The organism is Pseudomonas sp. NPDC089996 (genome assembly GCF_044748405.1).
In the GTDB taxonomy this organism is placed as follows: Bacteria; Pseudomonadota; Gammaproteobacteria; order Pseudomonadales; family Pseudomonadaceae; genus Aquipseudomonas.
In genome coordinates, this window is the sequence record NZ_JBIVGA010000010.1 from 139,699 (window position 1) to 160,514 (window position 20,816).

15 protein-coding genes and 2 pseudogenes are annotated in these 20,816 nt (G+C 65.2%); 4 read left to right on the plus strand and 13 right to left on the minus strand.

Features of this window, described 5'->3' with window-relative positions; genetic code table 11:
- Positions 1-261: 261 nt before the first annotated feature.
- A pseudogene (locus ACIPW4_RS18690) lies at positions 262-1,587 on the minus strand (aldehyde dehydrogenase (NADP(+))); the annotation flags it as partial.
- Between ACIPW4_RS18690 and ACIPW4_RS18695 the strand changes: the two are divergent.
- Together ACIPW4_RS18695 and ACIPW4_RS18700 are read left to right on the plus strand one after the other, a co-directional pair.
- Positions 1,549-2,353, plus strand: a pseudogene (locus tag ACIPW4_RS18695) (tyrosine-type recombinase/integrase). The pseudogenes ACIPW4_RS18690 and ACIPW4_RS18695 overlap by 39 nt on opposite strands.
- Before the next feature lie 450 nt (positions 2,354-2,803).
- Entirely contained in the window at positions 2,804-4,186 is a 1,383-nt protein-coding gene (locus ACIPW4_RS18700) for an amidohydrolase family protein (protein WP_400660440.1), read from the plus strand.
- A gap of 6 nt (positions 4,187-4,192) precedes the next feature.
- Here ACIPW4_RS18700 and ACIPW4_RS18705 read toward each other — a convergent pair whose 3' ends face one another.
- The 12 genes from ACIPW4_RS18705 to ACIPW4_RS18760 form a co-directional block, all read right to left on the minus strand.
- Complete coding sequence (locus ACIPW4_RS18705; RefSeq protein WP_400660442.1) at positions 4,193-5,518, minus strand: carbohydrate porin; 1,326 nt, start codon at positions 5,516-5,518, stop codon at positions 4,193-4,195.
- Between the two features lie 193 nt (positions 5,519-5,711).
- Positions 5,712-7,031: a c-type cytochrome gene (locus ACIPW4_RS18710; RefSeq protein WP_400660444.1), complete on the minus strand. Its 1,320-nt coding sequence runs from the start codon at positions 7,029-7,031 to the stop codon at positions 5,712-5,714.
- 8 nt (positions 7,032-7,039) lie between these two features.
- Positions 7,040-8,806, minus strand: a complete 1,767-nt coding sequence (locus tag ACIPW4_RS18715; RefSeq protein ID WP_400660446.1) for a GMC family oxidoreductase — start codon at positions 8,804-8,806, stop codon at positions 7,040-7,042.
- A 17-nt stretch (positions 8,807-8,823) separates the two neighbouring features.
- Positions 8,824-9,546: a gluconate 2-dehydrogenase subunit 3 family protein gene (locus tag ACIPW4_RS18720; protein WP_400660448.1), complete on the minus strand. Its 723-nt coding sequence runs from the start codon at positions 9,544-9,546 to the stop codon at positions 8,824-8,826.
- A 242-nt stretch (positions 9,547-9,788) separates the two neighbouring features.
- Complete coding sequence (locus ACIPW4_RS18725) at positions 9,789-10,817, minus strand: LacI family DNA-binding transcriptional regulator (protein WP_400660450.1); 1,029 nt, start codon at positions 10,815-10,817, stop codon at positions 9,789-9,791.
- Between the two features lie 74 nt (positions 10,818-10,891).
- Positions 10,892-11,794 carry a DoxX family protein gene (locus ACIPW4_RS18730; protein WP_400660452.1) on the minus strand — a complete coding sequence of 301 codons (903 nt, stop codon included), beginning with the start codon at positions 11,792-11,794 and terminating at the stop codon, positions 10,892-10,894.
- 12 nt (positions 11,795-11,806) lie between these two features.
- Positions 11,807-12,319: a heme-binding protein gene (locus tag ACIPW4_RS18735; RefSeq protein ID WP_400660454.1), complete on the minus strand. Its 513-nt coding sequence runs from the start codon at positions 12,317-12,319 to the stop codon at positions 11,807-11,809.
- Positions 12,320-12,382: 63 nt separating this feature from the next.
- A complete protein-coding gene (locus tag ACIPW4_RS18740; RefSeq protein ID WP_400660455.1) occupies positions 12,383-12,868 on the minus strand; it encodes a heme-binding protein in 486 nt (161 codons plus the stop codon).
- Positions 12,869-12,997: 129 nt separating this feature from the next.
- A complete protein-coding gene (locus tag ACIPW4_RS18745) occupies positions 12,998-14,185 on the minus strand; it encodes an L-dopachrome tautomerase-related protein (protein WP_400660457.1) in 1,188 nt (395 codons plus the stop codon).
- Between the two features lie 26 nt (positions 14,186-14,211).
- A complete protein-coding gene (locus tag ACIPW4_RS18750) occupies positions 14,212-15,600 on the minus strand; it encodes an MFS transporter (RefSeq protein WP_400660459.1) in 1,389 nt (462 codons plus the stop codon).
- A gap of 61 nt (positions 15,601-15,661) precedes the next feature.
- A complete protein-coding gene (locus ACIPW4_RS18755) occupies positions 15,662-16,864 on the minus strand; it encodes a mandelate racemase/muconate lactonizing enzyme family protein (RefSeq protein WP_400660461.1) in 1,203 nt (400 codons plus the stop codon).
- 127 nt (positions 16,865-16,991) lie between these two features.
- On the minus strand, positions 16,992-18,035 hold the full coding sequence (locus ACIPW4_RS18760) for a LacI family DNA-binding transcriptional regulator (protein ID WP_400660462.1): 1,044 nt from the start codon (positions 18,033-18,035) through the stop codon (positions 16,992-16,994).
- Between the two features lie 206 nt (positions 18,036-18,241).
- Here ACIPW4_RS18760 and ACIPW4_RS18765 point away from each other — a divergent pair, with 206 nt between their 5' ends.
- Both ACIPW4_RS18765 and ACIPW4_RS18770 read left to right on the plus strand, forming a co-directional pair.
- On the plus strand, positions 18,242-18,946 hold the full coding sequence (locus ACIPW4_RS18765) for a gluconate 2-dehydrogenase subunit 3 family protein (RefSeq protein WP_400660464.1): 705 nt from the start codon (positions 18,242-18,244) through the stop codon (positions 18,944-18,946).
- A gap of 84 nt (positions 18,947-19,030) precedes the next feature.
- Positions 19,031-20,806: a GMC family oxidoreductase gene (locus tag ACIPW4_RS18770; protein ID WP_400660466.1), complete on the plus strand. Its 1,776-nt coding sequence runs from the start codon at positions 19,031-19,033 to the stop codon at positions 20,804-20,806.
- The last annotated feature ends 10 nt before the right edge of the window (positions 20,807-20,816 follow it).

Below are 20,816 nucleotides of genomic sequence, written 5' to 3' on the forward strand. Positions count from 1 at the left end.
GCCGCCCCCCACCCCCGGCGTCGCCGAATCTGCGTATGACGATATGGAAAATTGCTTCAACTCCGTAGTCAGATGGACAGGCCACCCCAATGCCAGCTCATGACCGCATTGGTCAAAATTCACGTTTTTTTCGAGTTGGACACAAATACTGAAGTCTTTGAACGACGCATCTCGAGCAGCGCTCGCTTACGGAATTTAGGCAGACTCACGATTCGCCCCGCACGGCGCTCGATGGCCGATTCAAAATAGAGCTCGCCCAACTCAGCGTGAGCTCACAGCGTCGCGGACAGCAGCCCCATCGACCAGACGAATGATGCCCAGTGGATTCGCATCCTTCAGTGCCTCCGGCAACAACGCATCCGGATAATTCTGGTAGCACACCGGCCGCAGGAAGCGGTCGATGGCCAGAGAACCCACCGAGGTCCCCCGCGCATCCGACGTCGCCGGGTACGGCCCGCCATGCACCATCGCATCGCTCACTTCGACGCCCGTCGGATAGCCGTTGACCAACAACCGCCCGGCTTTGCGTTCGAGCAACGGCACCAGCGCGGCAAAGCGTTGCAGGTCGGCGGGCTCGGCGATCAGAGTGGCGGTCAACTGGCCATGCAAGGCATACAGCGCGCTGCGCAGTTCTGCCTCGTCGGCCACCTCGACCAGCACCGTGGTCGGCCCGAATACCTCTTCCTGCAACACATCATCGCCACTTAGCAACACTCCGACATCCGCCTGGAACAGCTGCGCATAGGCCTGGTCGCCGTCCTGCCGCTGCCCGGCCAGGTGACGCACGCCAGGGTGCTGCTGCAAGCGCTGCACGCCGCTCAGGTAACTGCGCAAGGTGCCGGCATTGAGCAGGGCTTGCCCAGGCTGGTCAGCCATGCGTGCACTCATCGCCGCCACGAATGCTGAAAACGCCGGCCCCGCAAGGCCCAGCACCAGGCCCGGATTGGTGCAGAACTGACCGCCGCCTAACACCACCGATGCTGCCAGTTCGCTGGCCACCTGCTCGCCCCGGGCCTGCAAGGCGGCCGGCAGCACCAACACCGGGTTGACGATGCTCATCTCGGCGAACACCGGGATCGGCTGCGGGCGCGCCGCCGCCAGGTCGCACAAAGCCCGACCACCCTTGAGCGAGCCGGTAAACCCCACCGCCTGGATCGCCGGGTGGCGCACCAGCGCTTCGCCCACCCCAGCGCCGTAGATCATGTTGAACACCCCCGCCGGCATGCCCTCCGCCTCGGCAGCCCGCTGGATAGCCTCGCCCACATACTCCGCGGTCGCCATGTGCCCGCTGTGGGCCTTCACCACTACCGGGCAGCCGGCGGCCAGCGCGGCCGCGGTGTCGCCGCCAGCGGTGGAAAACGCCAAGGGGAAATTACTGGCGCCGAACACCGCCACCGGACCGATGCCGGTGCGGTACTGGCGCAGGTCCGGGCGCGGCACTGGCTGACGCTGGGGCTGCGCGCGATCGATGCGCGCGCCCAGATAATCGCCCCGGCGCAGCACCTGAGCGAATAGCCGCAGCTGGTTGCTGGTGCGCCCGCGTTCGCCCTGGATGCGCGCGGCCGGCAAGGCGGTTTCACGGCAGACGGTGCCGCCGATGCGTTCATTGCTGCAGGTACCGCCGCGAATACCGTGCGCAGCTACCAGAGCGCCCTCGCCTTTTGGGCTATCTGGCTGCGACTGCGCTATGGCCAGGCGCTCGGTGATGGTCCGCTGCCATCTGCAGTCGCCGTGCAGTTCATCGCCGACCACCTAGCTCGCCCCGACGTGGACGGCGGCTGGAGCCACCTGTTACCGCTAGCCATGGATAGCGCATTGGTCGCTGCTGGCGTCAAGGGCAAGCCCGGACCTTTGGCCTTCAGTACGGTCAGCCACCGCCTGGCCGTGTTGGCCAAATGGCACCGACTCAACGGCTGGGACAGCCCGGGTGATACGCCGGCAGTTAAGACCTTGTTGCGCGAAGCCCGCAAAGCCCAAGCATGTCGTGGGATGGCGGTGCGGCACGCTGTTCCATCGCCTATACAGGGGCGGCCGGGTCGCCCCGAGCGGACTGTCAGGCGACCAGGTCGCGCGCATCGTCAAACGCCGCGCAACACTCGCCGGTCTTGACGGCGACTGGGCGGCGCACAGCCTGCGCTCAGGCTTTGTCACCGAGGCCGGCCGTCAGGGGGTACCGCTCGGCGAGGTGATGGCGATGACCGAGCACCGCAGCGTCAACACGGTAATGGGCTACTTTCAGGCGGGCTCCCTACTGGGCAGTCGTGCGAGCCAATTGTTATCCACTGAGCCGTCCAGCGAGGTTCCACCGGGCGACGCGCTGCCTGGAGGGATCAACCCTCGTCTGAATGATTAGGAAGTGCACGGCAGAAGGTAGGGGATCAGGACCGGCGTACTTCCTCATGCCTCGGTTACTCGGATTCATCCGCACATCACCTTATCCCCGAGCCAGCCGAACGCAGCGGAACGTCCATCCCCTCCTCCAGCTTTTACTGGAAGGCTGACTGAGTCAGCGTTTTTAGGCGAGCAGTTGACGCACTGTCTCACCTGGCGCTTGGTATAAAATTCCCTTCGAAAAGCAGCATGTGTGCAAGGCCGAGATTGCGCTGGGTGACTTCGACTGAGCCAAGGCGCGCATCGGTGATCAAATCAGCTACGTCGCTGACCGCTATAGTCTCTGGTCACCCACCTAAAAGGCCTGCCCCAGCCTTCACATTAAGAAACAACTCTAAGGCGCATCCTGACCTCGCTGTAGTACTTTTCTTGCTTACTGAAAGGAAACAGCTACTGTCCTGGAGGATACGCGATGGTCATCGACCGCCGAACGCTACTGCAGCTAGGCGCCTGTGCAAGCGCCAGCCTGGCACTTCCAGGCTTTGCCTCTGCAAAGCCAGCCGGACTGGCGACACCCCTGCTGATACGTGACGCCACCGTGGTCACGATGGACCCTGTACTGGGGGATATGGCGCGAGCCGATGTGTTCATTGACCAGGGCACCATCCGCGCGATCGGCCAACAGTTGCCAATCAACGGCGCACAGGTGCTCGACGCCAGCGGGATGATCCTGATCCCCGGCCTCATCGACAGCCATTGGCACTTGTGGAACAGCCTGCTTCGCAACAGTGCACCAGTGCCGGGCGGTCCACCCTTCTTCACCTCGCAGCAGGCCACAAGCAAACGCTTCACGCCTGCGCTGAACGAGCTCAGCGTACGCCTGGGACTGGCCGAGGCGGTGCATGCCGGGATCACCACGGTCAACAGTTGGTCGCACAACCTGCGCAGCCCGGAATACGCCCAGGCCGAACTGCACGCATTGGCTGCCAGCGGCCTGCGCGCCCGGCTCTGGTATGGATATGCTCAGGATCTGGCGGCCACCGCGCCCATGGACTTCAAGGATATCCAGCGAGTGCAAACGCAGTTGCAGGGTACCGACTACGCGCGCATCGACCTCGGCCTGGCCATTCGCGGCCCCGAGCGCACCGAGGCGGCCATCTGGGAGCAGGAGTTCGCCTTCGCCAGGGCGCAGTCGCTGCCAATCTCTACGCACATCGCAGTAACCCGTCAGATGCAGGAGAAAAGGGCGATCCAGCAATTGGAGAGTCGCGGCTTGCTGAGCCCTACGGTGCAGCTGGTGCATGCCACCCATGCCGACCAGCAAGACATGGCCAGCATTGCCCGATCCGGCGCCACGGTGTGCATCACGCCGCTGACGGAAATGCGCGTGGGTTACGGCTTGCCGCCGGTGGCGGCGCTGCAACGGGCCAAACTGCCCGTGACACTGGGCATCGACACCCTGGTGCTGGGGGGCAATGCCAACCCGTTCATGCTCATGCAGACCTGCCTGAACCTGGCCATCGCTACCTCGGGAGAAGAGCAGTTGATGACGGCTCGCGACGCATTGCACTGGGCCACCCAAGGGGCAGCGGATGCCATGGGCATCGGCAGACAAACGGGGTCGATCACCGTAGGCAAGCGCGCCGACCTGGCGCTTGTCGACAGCCGCAGGCTGGGGATGTTTCCGGTGAACGACCCGTTGGCGTGCATCGTCCAGTCGGCAAGCCCTGCCGATGTCGACACCGTCATCGCCGATGGACGCATCGTCAAGCGCGCAGGGCAGTTGATTGGCGTCGATCTGGCCAGCCTGCGCGCCCAGGCCACGGCCGGGGCCCGGCAGTTGTTGCACAGATGATGACGATCAGAATGTCGCCTGTACCTTCAACCCTCCGACCCAGGCATCGTCCACCTGCTTCACCCCGCCTGGGTGTCGGACGAATTGCAGGTTCGGCCGCACCGTCAGCCAGTCGGCCAGGTGAATACCGTAGTTGAGCTCGGCGTTGTACTCGGTTTGCTGTACCGGCAGGTAAGCCGGGTCATCGTAGTCCTCGATAGCATTGGCCAAATTGGTCAGTGCGGCATTCTTGCGGTACGCCGGGTTCACATGCACCTCGGAAACCGCCAGGCCGATGTCATCCTGCGGCCGCGCCGCGAACAGCCCCTTGTACACCGCGCCGACCGACACATAGTGGTCGACCTTGCTGGTCTTCTTGTCATGCACCGTGGCCATGGCGAACAGGCTCAATCCGCGTGACGCGTCGCTTGCCTGGCGAGTGACCTGCTGCATTGCACCCAGCCACAGCCCGTGCTTGCTCGAGGCACTGCGGTAAGCCGCGCCACTGATCACGGCCGGCTGACCGTTGCTGTCCTTGAGCACGTCTTTGGAATCGGAGGTGCTGTAGTAATAGCCGGCGCGGTACTCACCCGGCAGGCCGTCGATACGCGGCTGCCAGACCAGTTCGACAGGCAGTACCGCGCCTTCGGTGCCGCTGCCACTGAGCTTGAAGCCGTTGTCGTTCTGGGTGTTGGACGGGTTCTGTTCGTACGCACCGATTTGCGCGAACAGCTCAGGGGTGAGCTGGTACTTGACCCGCAGAGCCCATTGGGTGATCGGCCAGTTGTACCAGATGCCACCCCAGTTGCCGACCTGCGAGCCGCAGAAGGTCAGGTTCTGGAAGTTGCAGTCAAAGCTGTTGAAGTCCTCGCCTTCGCCGAAGCGGCCAGCCTTGATGTCCAGCCGCCGGTCGAAGAACGCCTGCTGGTAGTACAGCTGGGTCATGCGCCAGTGCGAGCCACGCCCCCAGACTTCCTGGGACGAGCTCAGGGTGCCGACGCGCGGGTCACCGACGCGGTCGTTGGAGATGTTGTCGCCGTTGCGATCAGCCACGGTCAGCTGGAAGCGGGCGTCGTGCCAGCCGAGCAGCTTCTGCAGGTCGAAGCGGGCGCCGAGCGAGTACTGGTCGCTGTAGCTGGCGCTGCGGTCGTTGTTGTAGCCGCCGCCGAGGTTGGCGCCGATTTCGCCGACGTAGGCGAACTCGAAGTCGATGCCTTGTTCAGCCAGGGTGCTGCGGGTGCCGTTCCAGTCGCCCAAGGCCCAAGGGGAATTGCTATCGAAAGGGTCGGCGGCGTGGGCCGTTGAGGTGCAAACCATGGCGGCGAGCAAGGCCCGATGTTTGAAGGTAAGCATGGGGTTCTCTTTGTTATTGATGTTGGCTGTTCCGGCCCTTTCGCGTTCAAGCCCGCTCCCACAGGGATCTCCATAGCCTCAAAGCCGGTGCAGTACCTGTGGAAGCCAGCTCCCACAGGGACCTCCACAGCCTTGAGGCCGGTGCAGTACCTGTGGGAGCGGGCTTGCCCGCGAAGAGGCCGGGACAGGTTGATTACTGAACGCTGGCGCGCATCTGCTGCGGCAAGTCGAGCTGCTTGCGCATCTTCGCCACCTCCTCCGCCGTCACCGCCGGCGCACTGTTGCCCCAGCTGTTGCGCGCAAAGGTCAGGATGTCGGCAATCTCGGCGTCGCTGAGCTTCCAGTCGAACGCCGGCATCCCCGCACCGGTGACATAGGTATGGGTATGCACCGCCCGCGCTCCGCCCAGCACCACGCTGGTCAACGTGTCGGTGTTGTCCGCAAGGATCGCCTTGTTGCCGGCAAAGCCGGTGATCATGTGGCTCACACCCTCGCCCGCCGTGCCGTGGCAGGCCGAACAATGCACCTCGTAACCCTGGCCGCCCCGCTGCATACGGGCATCGCTACCGGCCAGCGCGGCCGGTGCTGGCTGCGGGTTGCCGGGCAACGATTTGAGGTACACCGCAATGGCGCGCAGGTCCTGGTCGGTCAGGTGCTGGGTGGAGTTCTCGATCGCTTCGGCCATCGGCCCGCTGGCCACGGCAACGCCATCGCTGCCGGTCTTCAGGTAGTCGACGATCTGCTCGACACTGCTGTCGCCCAGGCCCTGGTGCGGGTCGTTGGTGATGTTCGGCGCGAACCAGGTGCCGACCAGGCCACCTTGCAGCGCCTGGGCAGCGATGGGCCCGCCCAGGACGTTGCGCGGGCTGTGGCAGGCGGCGCAGTGGCCGGCGCCATCGACCAGGTAGCGGCCACGGTTCCACTCGGGGCTTTGCGCTGGGTCCGGGGCATACGACGTGTTGTCGAAGAACATCCAGTTCCAGCCCGCCATCAGCAGGCGCTGGTTGAACGGGAAGTTCATGCCGGCCAGTTCGTCGACCTTGTGCGCCTTGGGTTCAAGCGTGCTGAAGAACGCCCACAGCGCGCGCAGGTCGTCATCGCTCATGCGCGTGTAGTCGGTGTACGGCATGGCCGGGAACAACAGGCCATGGCGGCCCTGTCCTTGACGCACGGCATTGAAGAAGTCGCGCTGGGTGTAATTGCCGATGCCGGTTTCACGATCGGGGGTGATGTTCGACGACTGGATGTCACCGAACGGCGTGCCGATCACGTAGCCACCGGCAAAGTCGCCGCTTTTGGCCGTGTGACAGGCCGCGCAGTCGGCGCCGCGCATCACATACTCGCCCTGCTTGATCAGTGCCGCGTCGGTGGACTTGAAGTCGCTCAGGCGCACACTGTCATCGGCCACCTGCGAGCGCGCGGTGGAGTTGGCCTGGATCACCAGGCCGAGCATCACGGCGCCGGCCAGGGCCACCACGCCGCCGCCAATCAGGGCGGTTTTCTTGTTGATCATGGCAGGCCTCACACCAGGGAACCGGGGTTGTGCTGGTACTTCTCATGGATCGCCCGCGCCGTACGGATGGCCAAGGCGCCCACGGTGCTGGTGGGGTTGTAGCCGGCGTTGGTGGGGAACGCCGAGGCGCCGACCACGAACACGTTGTGCGCGTCCCAGCTCTGCAGGTAGGTGTTGACCGCACTGGTGCGCGGGTCTTCGCCCATGACCATGCCGCCCTGGGTGTGGTTGGAGTTCTCGTCGTACGGGCTCCACGCCTTGGCGGCCGAATTGAAGGTGTGCACGTGCTTGGCGCCCATCTTCTTGCCAATGTCCACAGCGCGTTGCTCGATGAAACGGGCCATGTTGCGGTCGTTCTGGTTCCAGTCGAAGGTCATGCGCAGCAGCGGCGTGCCCCAGCGGTCCTTGTAATTGGGGTCCAGCGACAGGTAGGCATCGCGGGCCGGCATTGAAGTGCCCTGGCCGAAGATGATCCCGTAGTTCTGGTAGTTGTCCTTGTAGGTCTGCTTGAAACCCTTGCCCCAACGCGGGCTGCCCGGCGGCAACAGCCCTGCCCGGCCGATCGGCATGCCCTCACGGGACACGGTAAGCAAGCCGGCACCGCCGATGAAGTCGAGCTGGCTGTGGTCGAAGTTGTCGCCGTTGTAGTCGTCCACCTGGATGCCCAGGCCGCCTGCACCAATGAATGGGTTGAGGGTCTCGTCCTCGAACCACACGTGGGCGCCTGCGCAAGTCTGGTAGTTGTAGGCGCGGCCGATGGTACCGGTCTGGCTGACCGGGTCATACTGCTTGCCGATGTCGCTGAGCAGCATCAGACGCGCATTATCGTAGGTGAACGAGCACAGTGCGACGATATCGGCAGGCTGGATTACCTCGCGGCCCTGCTCGTCGAAGTAGCTGACGCCGGTGGCGGTCTTGCCGTCTTCGGCCTTGTGGATTTTCGTCACGTAACCCTGGGTGATCAGGGTGAAGTTCTTGCGCCGCATCAGCGCTGGGATCACGCAGGCCTGGGGCGAAGACTTGGAGTAGTTGCCGCAGCCATGGAACATGCAGTAGCCGCAGTAGGTGCACGGCGCCATGCTCACGCCCAGTGGGTTGACGTAGGCCGCGCCAACGTGGGCTACCGGGATGTAGAACGGGTGCAGGCCCATCTGCGCGGTGCTGTCGCGGTACATCTGCATCAGCCGCGAGTCTTTCAGCGCAGGCGTCGGGAATTCGCGGGTGCGCGGGCCTTCGAACGGGTTGCCGCCGGGGCGGATCTCACCGTTGAGGTTGCCGGCAATGCCGGAGATGCCGGCGATGCGTTCGAAGCGATCGTAGAACGGCTCCAGATCCGCGTAGGTAATGCCCCAGTCCTGTACCTGTTCCAGGCCCTTGAGCTTGCTGGCGCCGTAGCGCTCCAGGGTGGCCGAGCGCACACGGAAGTCCCACTCGGAGAATCGCCAGGCCATGCCGGCCCAATGGAAGCCCGCACCGCCCACCGACTTGCCCATCTGGAAGGCTTTCAGCTCGCGGGTCGGCACCGCGGTCTGGCCGGAGTGGTTGCGGAACGTCAGGGTGTAGTCGCCCGGCTGCAGCAGCAGCTCGCGGCGGATGGTCCAGCGCAGCTCGTCGGGGTCGACGGCCGGCGGTGTGTCGGTTGAGGTGTCGAGCCACGGGCCGCGGTCGATCGCCACCACTTCCAGCCCGGCGCGGGTCAGTTCTTCGGCCATCAGCGAGCCAGCCCAACCCAGGCCGACGATGACTACGTCAGCTTTTTTACGTGTAATTGCCATGTTGGTTTCCTCTGGCCTCAGCTCACCGGGATCAGGCTGATGGGCGCCAGGCCCAGGTCCTGCCCGCGCCGGTCGATGTATTGGCGGTAGTCGTAGCGAGCGCCGGGGAAGCCCACCAGCTTCCAGCCGACCATGCCGCGGTTGCCGCCGTAGAGCGGGTCGGCGAAGTAGCCTTCGCGCACGCTGAGCAGCAGGAATTCGAACAGACGGCTGCCGCTGCCGGCGCCTTCCCAGTCCAGGCGGCCTTCGTCCAGCTGGCGCAGGATCGCGTCCATCTGCTCGCCGTCGAGCTCGGCGAAGGCGCGGCCGTGCAGCTGGCGGGCGTGCTGGTCGATGAACGCAAGGCCGGCCAAGGTGTAGTCGCGGCGGGTGCGCAGGCTGATGGTCAGGCCCATCAGCGCAGACTCGTCGGCCTGCAGCGGGCGTTCCAGGTACAGGTCCTTGGACTCGCCATAGGGGCCGTTCATCTGTGCATCGAGGTAGTCGACGCAACCGGCTTCGCTGGCCGAAGCACCCAGCTCGTCCTGGGGGATGAGGCGGTCGAACACGGCAGTCAGGGTGGCGCGAGCCTGGCCCTTGAACACATTGCCCTGGCCGCCGCTCATCACCGGCGATGGCAGCATTTCACGGGTGAGGCCGGTTTCCGGCGGCACCGACTTGAGTTCCACCGCGCCGACCTTGGCCAGGCCAGCGGCGGCGAACAGCGCACCCATTGAACGCAAGGCGTCCCTACGTTTCATGGAGTTCTCCTTATCGACAATCACGGGGGAGCCGTGCTGCAGGTCGCGGAATTTCGGGCGCGCAAAGGCACACGGCGGGCACGGACGGGCTCGTCGGGGGCGATGGGGATCTGGGCGGATGAACGAAAAACGCGGTGTACTGGGGAGTGAACCTGGCAACCTGCCGATCACGGCGGGGCCAGTCTATGGCGCGACATAACGCCGCGCCATCGAAGCGTTGACGTGTTTACGTCAAAATCGCGTCAACACGTGGCAGGCGGGAGGGTTTCGTCGATCACCATACGCAGCTGCGGCCACACCTGCGGCGGTGCGTCCAGGTCACCGTTGGCGTACAGCAGCTGCTGGATGGCGGCTTCGGCCTGCCCTTCAGGGTCCTGATCGAGCACCAACGACAACAGCCCTTCGCGCAGCATGTCGGCATGCTGCGCTGTAGCCTCATGGCTGATCCAGACCAACCGCCCGGCATGCCTTGAAAGCGCCTGGTGCACACCGGTGGAACCGCTGCCGGTGGTGTACAGTCCGACCACTCCTGCGTCCTCGGCAAGGTACTCGCTGATCTTCGCGGCATTGAGCTGGTTATCGTCGAAGCACTCCACCGGGCCGAGCACCTCGACCTGCGGCGCCCGCTCGGCCATGACGTCGAGAAAGCCCTGCACACGTTGCTGATGGGCGCGATAGAGCAACGAGTTGGTCACCAGCAATACCCGGCTTTGCGTGGGCGCAACCCATTGGCTCATCAGTCGCCCGGCGGCGCGGCCGGCGACATGGTTGTCGATCCCGGCGTATATTGCCCCCTCCAGCCCAGGCAGGCTGCTGGTCACCAGTATCACAGGCACACCGGCAGCGACCTGCGCACTGAGGGCTTCGCGCACCTGCGGGGTGTCCTGGGCAACCACGATCAACCCCTGGCGCGGCACCCTGGGCTGGTTGATGAGATCCAGCAATTGCTGCGGCTCACGCTCCTGCCAGATGTGGCGCTGCAGCACCAGCCGCGAGCGGTGCATCTGCGCCTGCTTGACGAAGGCGGCTGCCAGGCGCCGGTAATGGTCGGTGGCGCTGTCCACCAGCAGCAGATCGAAACGCAGCAAGCCATGCAGCGCAGACGGCAGCAGGCGTTTGAGCCCCAGCGCCTGGGCTGCCTGCAGCACCTTGCGACGCTTGCTGTCGGAAACGCTGCCGCGCTCGTTCAGCACACGATCGACGGTACTCAGGCTGACGCCGGCCAGTTGGGCGACATCAGCCATGCCTTGGCGACGGTCAATCTTGTCCACCTAGAAACATCCAGTAACCAAAGACGCGGAGTCTGCCATGCCAGCGCAGCTTTCGCCTACTCCGCGTACTTCTCCTACCCAGTGTGGCGAGCACCCGTTTCATTGAACGCCAACCACCTCAATTGGCGCGGCATCCAGCCCCGACGTAACAGCCAGCCATCGAGCGAGAACTTGCCGGCCCCGGTCACCATGACGCCGGCAAACACCACCATGAGCAGCATCACGTACTCCCAGCCGCCCCCGCCCGCCGAGGCCCAGGCATACCCTCGGCTCCACTCCCCGCCGAAACCGACCGTGGCCACGAGGAAGTACACCAGGCTCACCAATGCCCCCAGCCGTGCGAACAATCCCAGCCCAACGCTGACGGCACTGGCAAACTCGATCAGCCCACCCAGCACCACGAAGTACGCCGCGACCTCGCCCAGGCCAAAACCCTGGAAGCCCGTCTCCAACCGATGGAACCAGCCCAGCCCGGCGAAGATCTTCTCGGAACTGTGGCACAGCTCGTTCAGGCCGAAGTACATGCGCACGATCGTCGCCTGCCACAACAGCAGCCCCAGCCAGGCCCCTGGCTTGTTGCGATCACGGCGCAGGTCGCTGAGCACGCAGTCGGCGAACTGCAGCAGCAACGGCACGGCGGCGATGCTCGCGACCCAGACCATGACAAGTGCATCGTTCATCGCCGCCACGCGCCAGGCGATCAGGAACGGCAGCAACGACATCAGAAAGCCCGGGGCGAATGTTCTGGGGGTGATCAACGCCGCACTGAACAAGGCGACGCACATCCACAGCGTGCTCGACCAGGCGGCGAAATCAGGCAGCGTATGGTTGCCCCAGCCACAATAGAGGGCGGCCATGAGAGTCGCCGCCAGCCCCGCCACGCTGAGCGTGTTGGGCATGCGCGACGGTTTGAGCAAACCGTAGTCGTTGGCATAGGCGCCCTCGACCACATCAAGGGAACGTACAGGACTGTTCATCACGAACCTCGCTCAAGGGTGGCTGACAGGCAGGGTTTTCTCGAAGGCACGCGCAAGCTCCGTGGCCATGCGTTGCTCCTGGTCATCGCTGGCACCGCCGGCCACGCCCAAGGCACCGACAGCCTGGCCCTGCTGACGGATCACCACCCCGGCGACGGCGGGCAAGATGCCGGGGATGCTGCCCAGTTGCAGGTTCTGCTGACGCGCCAGGTCGTAGAACACCACGGTGTCGACGTCGTTGATCGCCGCCGAGTTGGCCTTCTTGATCGCCGCTTCGATGCACCCCGGGGCCGCGCCGTCCATGCGTTTGAAGGCCAGCAGGTAACCATTGGTGTCGGTCACCGCGATGCACGGGTGAGTGCCTTCGGCGCGGGCCTTGGCCACGGCGCTGTCGAGCAGCGCTGTCGCGCCGCCCAGGGAGAGCTGGGTGGTGCCACGCAAGGCAGTAGTTTCAGTTGCCGCGGCCCATGGCGCGGCAAGCAGGGTGAGGCCAGCCAGGAGCAGGCGCCGGAAATGAACGTTCATCTGCAATTCCTTTTCAATCGATCCAGGTAGCCCTCCACGCATTCGCGCAGAGGGCCACAGCCGTCAGCGGAAGGTCGCTGCCACGTCTTCGGCGAGTTTCTGCTCGGTCAAGTCGGTGGCACCGCTGACGCCAACACTGCCGACCACATTGCCGCCGTGCTTGACCACCACCCCGCCCACTGCCGGCAGGATGCCGGGGATGGTGCCGATGGCTAGGTTCTCCTTGCGCGCCAGGTCGTAGAACGTGATGGTGTTGATGGCAAAGCGCGCGGCCGAGGTGGCCTTGGCAATCGAGGCCTCGACGCAGCCGGCATAGGCACCCTGCATGCGGGTGAAGGCCAGCAAGTGGCCGTCGGCATCGGTGACCGCGATGCAGATCTTCATGGCCCGGCTGGCGGCAAGCTCGGTTGCCTGCTGCGCCAGCTGCTGGGCGGCGGCAGTCGACAGGTTTTCCTGGGCCACCACCGTCGGCGCCGGGCTGGCGGCCTGGGCAGAGGTCGCCATGGCAAAGGCAAGGGACAAGGCGGCGATGGTCATTGTTGTTTTCATCGGTACATCTCCTGGGTGGGTGCCCTGTGCGTGCTTGCGCAGGGCTGGCTGAATGCGGGCGCAGGGGCGCCCTGCTCGCGAGCCGCAGGGGCTCGCAAGTGCATCAAGTGGGTTGATGGGGTAAGTGGGTCAGCGGGCGACGGTGGCCAGCGGCTTGCCGACCACGGCCGGGACTTTCTCGCGCCCGCCCAGGGCTGCCGGCAGCTGCACCTTGTAGATCATGAATGGCCGCAAGATCGCATCCTGGCCGCCAGGGCCACGGTTGGAGGCCATGCGTGCACTCTGCGGCACCGGGATATAAAGCTCGCGCTGGTCGGAAATGATCATCGCATCCGGGTTCCACAGCCGCGGGTCCTCGGCGACCACGCGCAGCGTGCCGTCCGGCGCATACACCGACACGCGCGGCCGGTCATACTCGCCCAGGTAGACGTTGCCGGCACTGTCCATCGCAGTGCCGGTCAGCGGGCTGGTGTCATGAACGAACTCGACCTGCTTGCCCAGCTCCGCCTCGCTGATCCGCGTGTCACGCAACGCTGCGGTCGGCACCCGCCACAACGGCCCGCTCAGCGGCTGGTAGTACAGCCATTGGCCGTCGGGGCTGATCTCGATCGGGTCGGAATGCACCTGGTGATCGCTGCCATCGGCCAACAGCAGTGGTTGGCCATTCTCACCGATCGGCCGCCTTTCGGGCGCCATCTGCGTCGACGGATGCCCGGCCAGGCGGCGCACGGCTTCACCGGTTTTCAGGTTGACGACGATGATCGCGCCCAGGCCCGAATCGGTCACATAGGCATGCTCGCTGTCCAGCCGCAGGTCGTTGAGGTTGGCGCCGGCCGGCAGCACGCTGGCGGGCAGGCTGATGCTGCGCAGCAGCTTGCCGTCGCGGGTGTCGAACTGCAGGATCTTCTGCCCAGGGTTGATGCCCTTGGGCCCGGCATCCTCGCCCTGGTCGACGGCCCACAGGGTGTCGTCATCGAAGATATGGATGGTGTTGATCTTCACCAGCGCTGCGGCGCTCGGCTTGCCCGGCGACCAGGCATTCCACTGGCCACCCGGGAACGGTTTGAGACTGCCGTCGGGCAGCACCTCGGCGATCGACGGGGTCTTCTCGAAGCCCGGCCAGCGCGGCAGGCCGACGAACAGACGGCCGCCGGAAGTCAGTGCCACGGCGTTGCACAGCCAGTCCAGGCGGGCGACCTCGGTCAGCGGCTGGCCGCTGGGCGGTAGGTCCTGCGCCTGTATCAGCGGGGTGCAGGCCAGGCCGAGGGCAAAACCGGCAATGCGCAAAGCGCGGGAGGTACGTCCTGATGTATTCATTGTTATTGTCCTTGTCAGTAATAAAGTCAGCGCGCCGTAGCAGGCTGGAGCGATGGCGCGGGCCGGTCGCGGTCTTGCGGGTTCGAGCTGTCGTCGGGGCGTTGCAGCGGGCCGACGATGAGCAGGTAGCTGACGAACGCACCGACGGCATTCAGCGCCACATACACCAGGGCACCGTTGAACGAGTGCATCGACTGCACCATGTAGCCGATCACCACCGGGGTGACGATGCCGGCCAGGCTGCCAAAGGTGTTGAAGATCGCGCCATTCATGCCGATGCTGTCCTTGGGCGAGACATCGGCGATGATCGCCCAGCCCAGCGCGCCCACGCCCTTGCCGAAGAACGCCAGGGCCATGAACAGCACGATCAGCAGGTTGGTTTCCACGTAGTTGCACAAGATCATGCTCATCGACAGCGCCATGCCGATGAAGATCGGCAGTTTGCGCGCCAACGTCAGCGACATCCCCTTGCGCAACATCCAGTCCGAAGCCATGCCCCCGGTAATCCCGCCCACAAAGCCGCAGATCGCCGGCACCGCCGCCAACAGGCCGGCATCCAGCAGCGACAGCCCGCGCTGCTGCACCAGGTACACCGGGAACCAGGTGAGGAAGAAGAACGTCAGCGTGCTGATGCAGAACTGCGCCAGGTAGATACCGAGGAACATGCGCTGGCGCAGCAGGCCACGGGCGCGCGTCCAGGTGTCGCGCCAGCCCTGCCCTGACGGCCGGCTGCTAGCGTGCTCGCGCAGGCTGGCCCCGCCCAGGCGCATGGCCTCGAGCTCCACCGCCGTCAGCGTCGGGTGCTCGACTGGCGCCTTGATGCGGCGGATGAACACCACGCCCATGGCGACGCCCGCCACGCCCATCACATAGAACACCCACGGCCAGCCCCAGCGGGTCGAGACCCACGCCAGCAACGGTGTGAACACCACCGCAGCGAAGTACTGGGACGAATTGAAGATCGCCGTCGCGGTGCCACGTTCAGCCGTGGGGAACCACATCGAGACGATCTTGCTGTTGGCCGGAAAGCACGGTGCCTCGGCAGCGCCGACCAGAAATCGCAGGGCGAATACGGCGACGAAGGCCAGGCCCACCGGCATCATCGCGACGGTGCCGATCAGCCCGGTGAACACCGACCAGGCGACGATCGCCAAGCCCAGCACACGGATGCTGCCGAAGCGGTCGATGGCCAGGCCTCCCGGCAGTTGCAGGAGCATGTAGGCCCAGGCGAAGGCCGAGAACAGCCAGCCCATCTGGGCATGCCCCAAGCCCATTTCATCGGCCAAGCTGGCGCCGGCGATGGACAGCGTGGCGCGGTCGCCCTGGTTGATGATCATCATCACGAACAGCAGGGCAATGACTTCATGGCGCCGGTGTTCGGCGATGAAGCGGCGCAGAGAATGTATTTTTTTCATTGTATTCTCGATACCGGTTTGCCAACACGAACAGCCTGTGAGGCCGCCGCGCAGCAATCAGTCAGCAGTGGGTTTCACGCACGATGGCATCGGCACGTTGCCGGATTTCAGGCCGCAGCGCCGTGCCCAGGCCCGGCCCTCGTGGCGCCAAGGCGAAGCCTGAGTCGATCTGTGGCAGTGCAGTGACCAGTTCGCCGTACCAGGTCGACAGCGACGCCCTGACTACCTCCTGCAACACTGCAGTCGGTGCATGCAGGCCCAGGTGCAGCCCGGCGAACAACGCCACCGGACCCGTGCAGTCGTGGGGCGCCAGCGGCTTGTTGTAGGCCTGGGCCAGCGCGGCGATCTTGCGCGCTTCGGTGAAGCCGCCGCACCACACCAGGTCGAGCATCAGGTAATCGAGGCTGTCGGCCTTGAGCAGGTCGCGATAGGCCGTGCTGCCGCCCAGGGTTTCGCTGGCGCAGATCGGCACCCGCGTGCGCTTGCGCAGGTCGGCCAAGGCCTGGGCGTCGTCCATCTTGCACAGCGGGTCCTCCACCCAGTACACGTCAAAAGCTTCCAGCGCCTGGCAGATGCGCAGGGCTGCCGTGGTGTCCCACAGGCTGTGCAGCTCGCACATGATCTCGATGCGGTTGCCCACCGCCGCGCGAATCTGGCGGAACGCTTCGCAGCCCTTGTGCACTTCGTCCAGGCTGATGGTGTTGGCCCCGGGCTGGCGAGCGAACTGGTCGAACGGCCAGATCTTCATGGCCGTGTAGCCCTCCTCCACCAGGCTGATGGCCAGGGCGCCGGCGTCGCGGCTGAATGCCAGTTGGTCGTCGTAGGGGCCCTGGGCGCGGTCGCTTGCGCTGATCTCGCGGCGGGCGCCCTGCTGGGTGTTGAACTCGTATCCGGCGCAGGTGTTGTACACCCGGATGCGCTCGCGGCAGGCACCGCCGAGCGCTTCATGGATGGGGATGCCGTGGCGCTGGCCCTTGAGGTCCCACAGGGCGATGTCCGCAGCGCTGGCGGCGCGGATTTCGGCGCTGGCGCTGTGGTAACCCACGTAGGGCGTGGTGAGTTCCAGGGAAATGGCTTCGATCTGCCGTGAGTCGCGGCCGATCAGCCCTGGGGCGATGAGTTCGTGGATGGCCGCCTCGACGGTGGCAGCACCGCGGAAGGTTTCGCCCAGGCCAATCAGGCCTTCATCGGTTTCGATCTCCAGCCAGAGCAGCTTGGGGCGTTCGGGCAGGCGCAGGGTTCTAACACAGGTGATCTTCGACATTGTTCTTGTCCTGAGTCCATTCCAACAAATGGTATCGTTACCATTTCCGCTAAAAAACCTAGCGCATCGCAAAACTCAGGACAAGAGAATTTAGAAAAAAGTTTTCTGAAGGGTGAAAATGTTAACGCTAACTTTCCAGCGTTCGCGTGCTCTCGCGCTGCACCAGGCTGAAGCCGATATCAACGGTCGCGGGTGACTGCGCATCGCCGCCCAAGCGCTCCAGCAGCAGCCTGGCGGCGGTATCGCCCATCAGGGTGCCGTCGATGCGCACCGTCGACAAGGCCGGGAAGGTGTGCGCAGCAAAGGCCATGTCACCAAAGCCCATCACCGCCAGTTGCTCTGGCACCGCGATGCCGCGGGCAGCTGCTTCGGTCAGCACGCCCTGGGCGATGGTGTCGGAGGTGCAGACCACGGCGCTAGGGCCATCGCTGTCGACGGCAGACTGCTCCAGCAGCATGCTCAGGCCTTCACGCCCCTGGGCCAGGGACGGCAGGCCCTGCCAGGTCTGGCGCTGGACGTCGGTGATGCCCTGCTCGGCCAGGGCCTGGACGAAGCTGTCGGCACGGCGCAGGCCACGCGGGTCGTCAACGGCCAGCAAGGCGAAGCGTCGGTAGCCCTGGCCTACCAGCTGCCGCGCCACCTCGCGCCCGGCCTGTTCGTGGGAAAATCCGACCAGCATGTCGATCGGCTCGGCGGACAGGTCCCAGGTTTCCACCACCGGCACGCCTGCCGCGCGCAGGCGGTTGCGGCTGAGACTGGTGTGCAGGGTACCGGTGAGGATGATGCCGTCCGGGCGGCGGCTGAGGATCACCTCCAGCAGTTCCTGCTCCTGCTCGGTCTGGTAGCCCGAGACGCCCAGCAGCACCTGGTAGCCGGCCTTGACCAGGCGCTCGTTGATGGCCTGGAAGGTGTCGGAAAAGATCGGGTTGGTGACCATCGGCACCACCACCGCCACCAGCCGGGTGCGGCTGGACTTCAGCGCGCCGGCCAGGCGGTTGTGCACGTAGCCAGTCTGCTCGATGGCCCGACGCACCTTGAGCCGGGTCGGTTCGCGCACGGTCTCCGGCTGGTTGAGGTAGCGCGACACCGTCATCGGTGCAACGCCGGCCAGGCGTGCCACGTCGCTCAAGGTGACTGTCGCACGCACCTGCCCTTTGCCGTCTGAAGCCATACCCGCCCTACCCCGTGGATGCACCGTTGCTGAAGTCGGGCAAGAGTAGCCTGCGACAATCTTGAAGGAAACCCGTCAAAACAGTCGTGGCGCGAGTCACGGCTGCGCCCATAGACTCGCCCCGCCAGCCACAAGGCCGGCCCCATAACAATAACGCACGCGTCGCCAGTGCCTCTTGGCCGACGCACGTCCTGAGGATGATGGACATGAATCGACGTGAAGCCCTGATCTCACTCGTTCAACTCAGCGCCCTTGGCGCCATCGGCAGCGCCAGTGCCGGCGTGCTCGCCAGCGACCGCCCGTTGGCCATCGGCACCCATGCCGACGCCCTGCCCCAACCGCCAAAACCCGGCGCCCTCGCCTACCTGAGCGCAGATGAAGCCCTGGAAGTGGCGGCCATCTTCGACCGCCTGATCCCCGAGGACGAGCTGGGCATGAGCGCCAGCCAGGCCGGCTGCGTGGTGTTTCTCGACCGGCAACTGGCCGGGCCCTACGGCCAGGCCGCCAGCACTTACCGCCTCGGCCCATACATGCAGGGCACGCCCGAGCAAGGGCCGCAGTTCAGGCTGACGCCTGCGCAGCGCTACCGCGAAGGCCTGGCGCGGCTCGGTCAGTACTGCCAGCAGCAGCACGCCCGGCCGTTCAGCGGCCTGACCGGTGAACAGCAGGATGCCCTGCTGCGCGCGATGGAAGCCGGTACCGCGCCCCTGGATGCCGACTTCTTCGCCCTGCTGCTGCAGAACGTGCGCGAAGGCTACCTGGCCGACCCCATGTATGGCGGCAACCGCGACATGGTGGGCTGGCGGCTGATCGGCTTCCCCGGCGCCCGCTACGACTATCGCCCGTACCTGCACAGGAAAGGCCTGCCGCTCGACCTGGAACCGGTGAGCCTGCTCGACCGGGCGGGCTGAGCCCAACCGCCACCTTCCCCCATTTGCGCGAGGCAGCCCCGTGGCCCTGCCGGCCCCTGCCTGCGCGCGCCCCAAGGAATACAGATGAAAACGACAAGAGCCAAAGCGGACGTGGTGGTGATCGGCCTGGGCTGGTCCGGCTCGGTCATCGCCGAGGAACTGGCCCGGGCCGGGCTCAAGGTGGTGGCCATCGAGCGCGGCGCCTGGCGCGACACCGCCACGGACTTTCCGCCCTCGGTGGACACCGACGAACTGCGCTGGGCGACCCGCAAGGAAATCCTCCAGCCGCCGCGCCTGGAGACCTACACCGTGCGCAACCACGCCGGTCAGCAGGCCCTGCCGGTGCGCGAGTGGAGCAACCTGACCCTCGGCAACAACGTTGGCGGCGCCGGCACCCACTGGGCCGCCGCGTCCTGGCGTTTCAACCCGTTCGACTTCGAGCCTTACAGCAGAACCGTGGAGCGTTACGGCAAGCAGCAACTGGTGCCGGGCCTGCAGGTGCAGGACTGGGGCGTGACCTACGCCGAACTCGAACCCTTCTACGACCGCTTCGAGCGCATCGCCGGCACCAGCGGCAAGGCCGGGGTGATCGAGGGCCAGGTGATGCCCGGCGGCAACCCTTTCGAGGGTTCGCGCAGCCGTGAATTCCCGACCCCGCCGCTGGTGCCCAGCCACTGGAACGACATCTTCACCCGCACGACCACCGAGCTGGGCTACCACCCCTTCCCGGTCCCCGCCGGCACGATTTCCCAGGCCTACGTCAACCCGCTGGGTGTGCGCATGGGGCCCTGCACCTATTGCGGCTACTGCCAGATGTTCGGCTGCGGCAACTGGTCCAAGAGCAGCCCCAACGCCTGCGTGGTGCCAGTATTGATGCGCCACCCGAGTTTCGAACTGCTGACCGAAACCGAAGTGTTGCACATCAACAAGTCCGCCGACGGCAAGACCGCCACCGGGGTCAGCTACATCGACAAGCACGGCATGCAGGGTGAACAGCCCGCCGACATCGTCATCGTCGCCGCCTACCAGCTCGACAACGTGCGCCTGATGCTGCTTTCGGGCATCGGCGAACCCTACGACCCACGCACCCGCCGTGGCGTGATCGGGCGCAACTACAGTTTCCAGACGCTCTCCTACGCCTACCTGTGGTTCGAGCAGGAACACCTCAACCCGTTTATCAACACCGGCTGCCTGGCCATCCAGATCGACGACTTCAACGCCGACAACTTCGACCACAGCGGCCTGGGTTTCATTGGCGGCGCGGGCATCCAGTCGCTGTCCAACAGCGGCCTGCCGATCGGCATGGCCGGCGTGCTGCCCAAAGGCGCGCCGACCTGGGGCAAAGGCTGGAAGCAGGCCTTCCGGCACAGCTACCAGAACTGGGCGATGATCCAGGGCCAGGGCACCAGCTATGCCCACGAGGACATGTACTTCGACCTCGACCCGACCTACAAGGACAACTACGGTCGGCCACTGATGCGCATGACCTTCGACTACAACCTCAACGACAAGCGCTCGGGCGAATTCATCCGCAAGCAATGCGAACGGATCGCCCAGGCCGTCGGTGGCCAGCACATCGAGTCTTACAACTTCGCCGCCGACCACTACACACCGTTCCGCGCCAACGATTCCTCGCACACCAATGGCGGTGTGGTGATGGGCACCGACCCGCGCACCAGCGCCCTGAACCGCTACCAACAGTGCTGGGCAGCGCACAACGTGTTCGTGCTCGGCGCCTCGTCGTTCCCCAACAACGCCGGCTACAACCCCACCGTGACCATCGGCGCCCTGGCCTTGTGGACGGCCAAGGCGATCATCGAGCAGTACATCAAGAACCCCGGCCCGCTGGTGCAGGCGTGAAAGGAGCTGC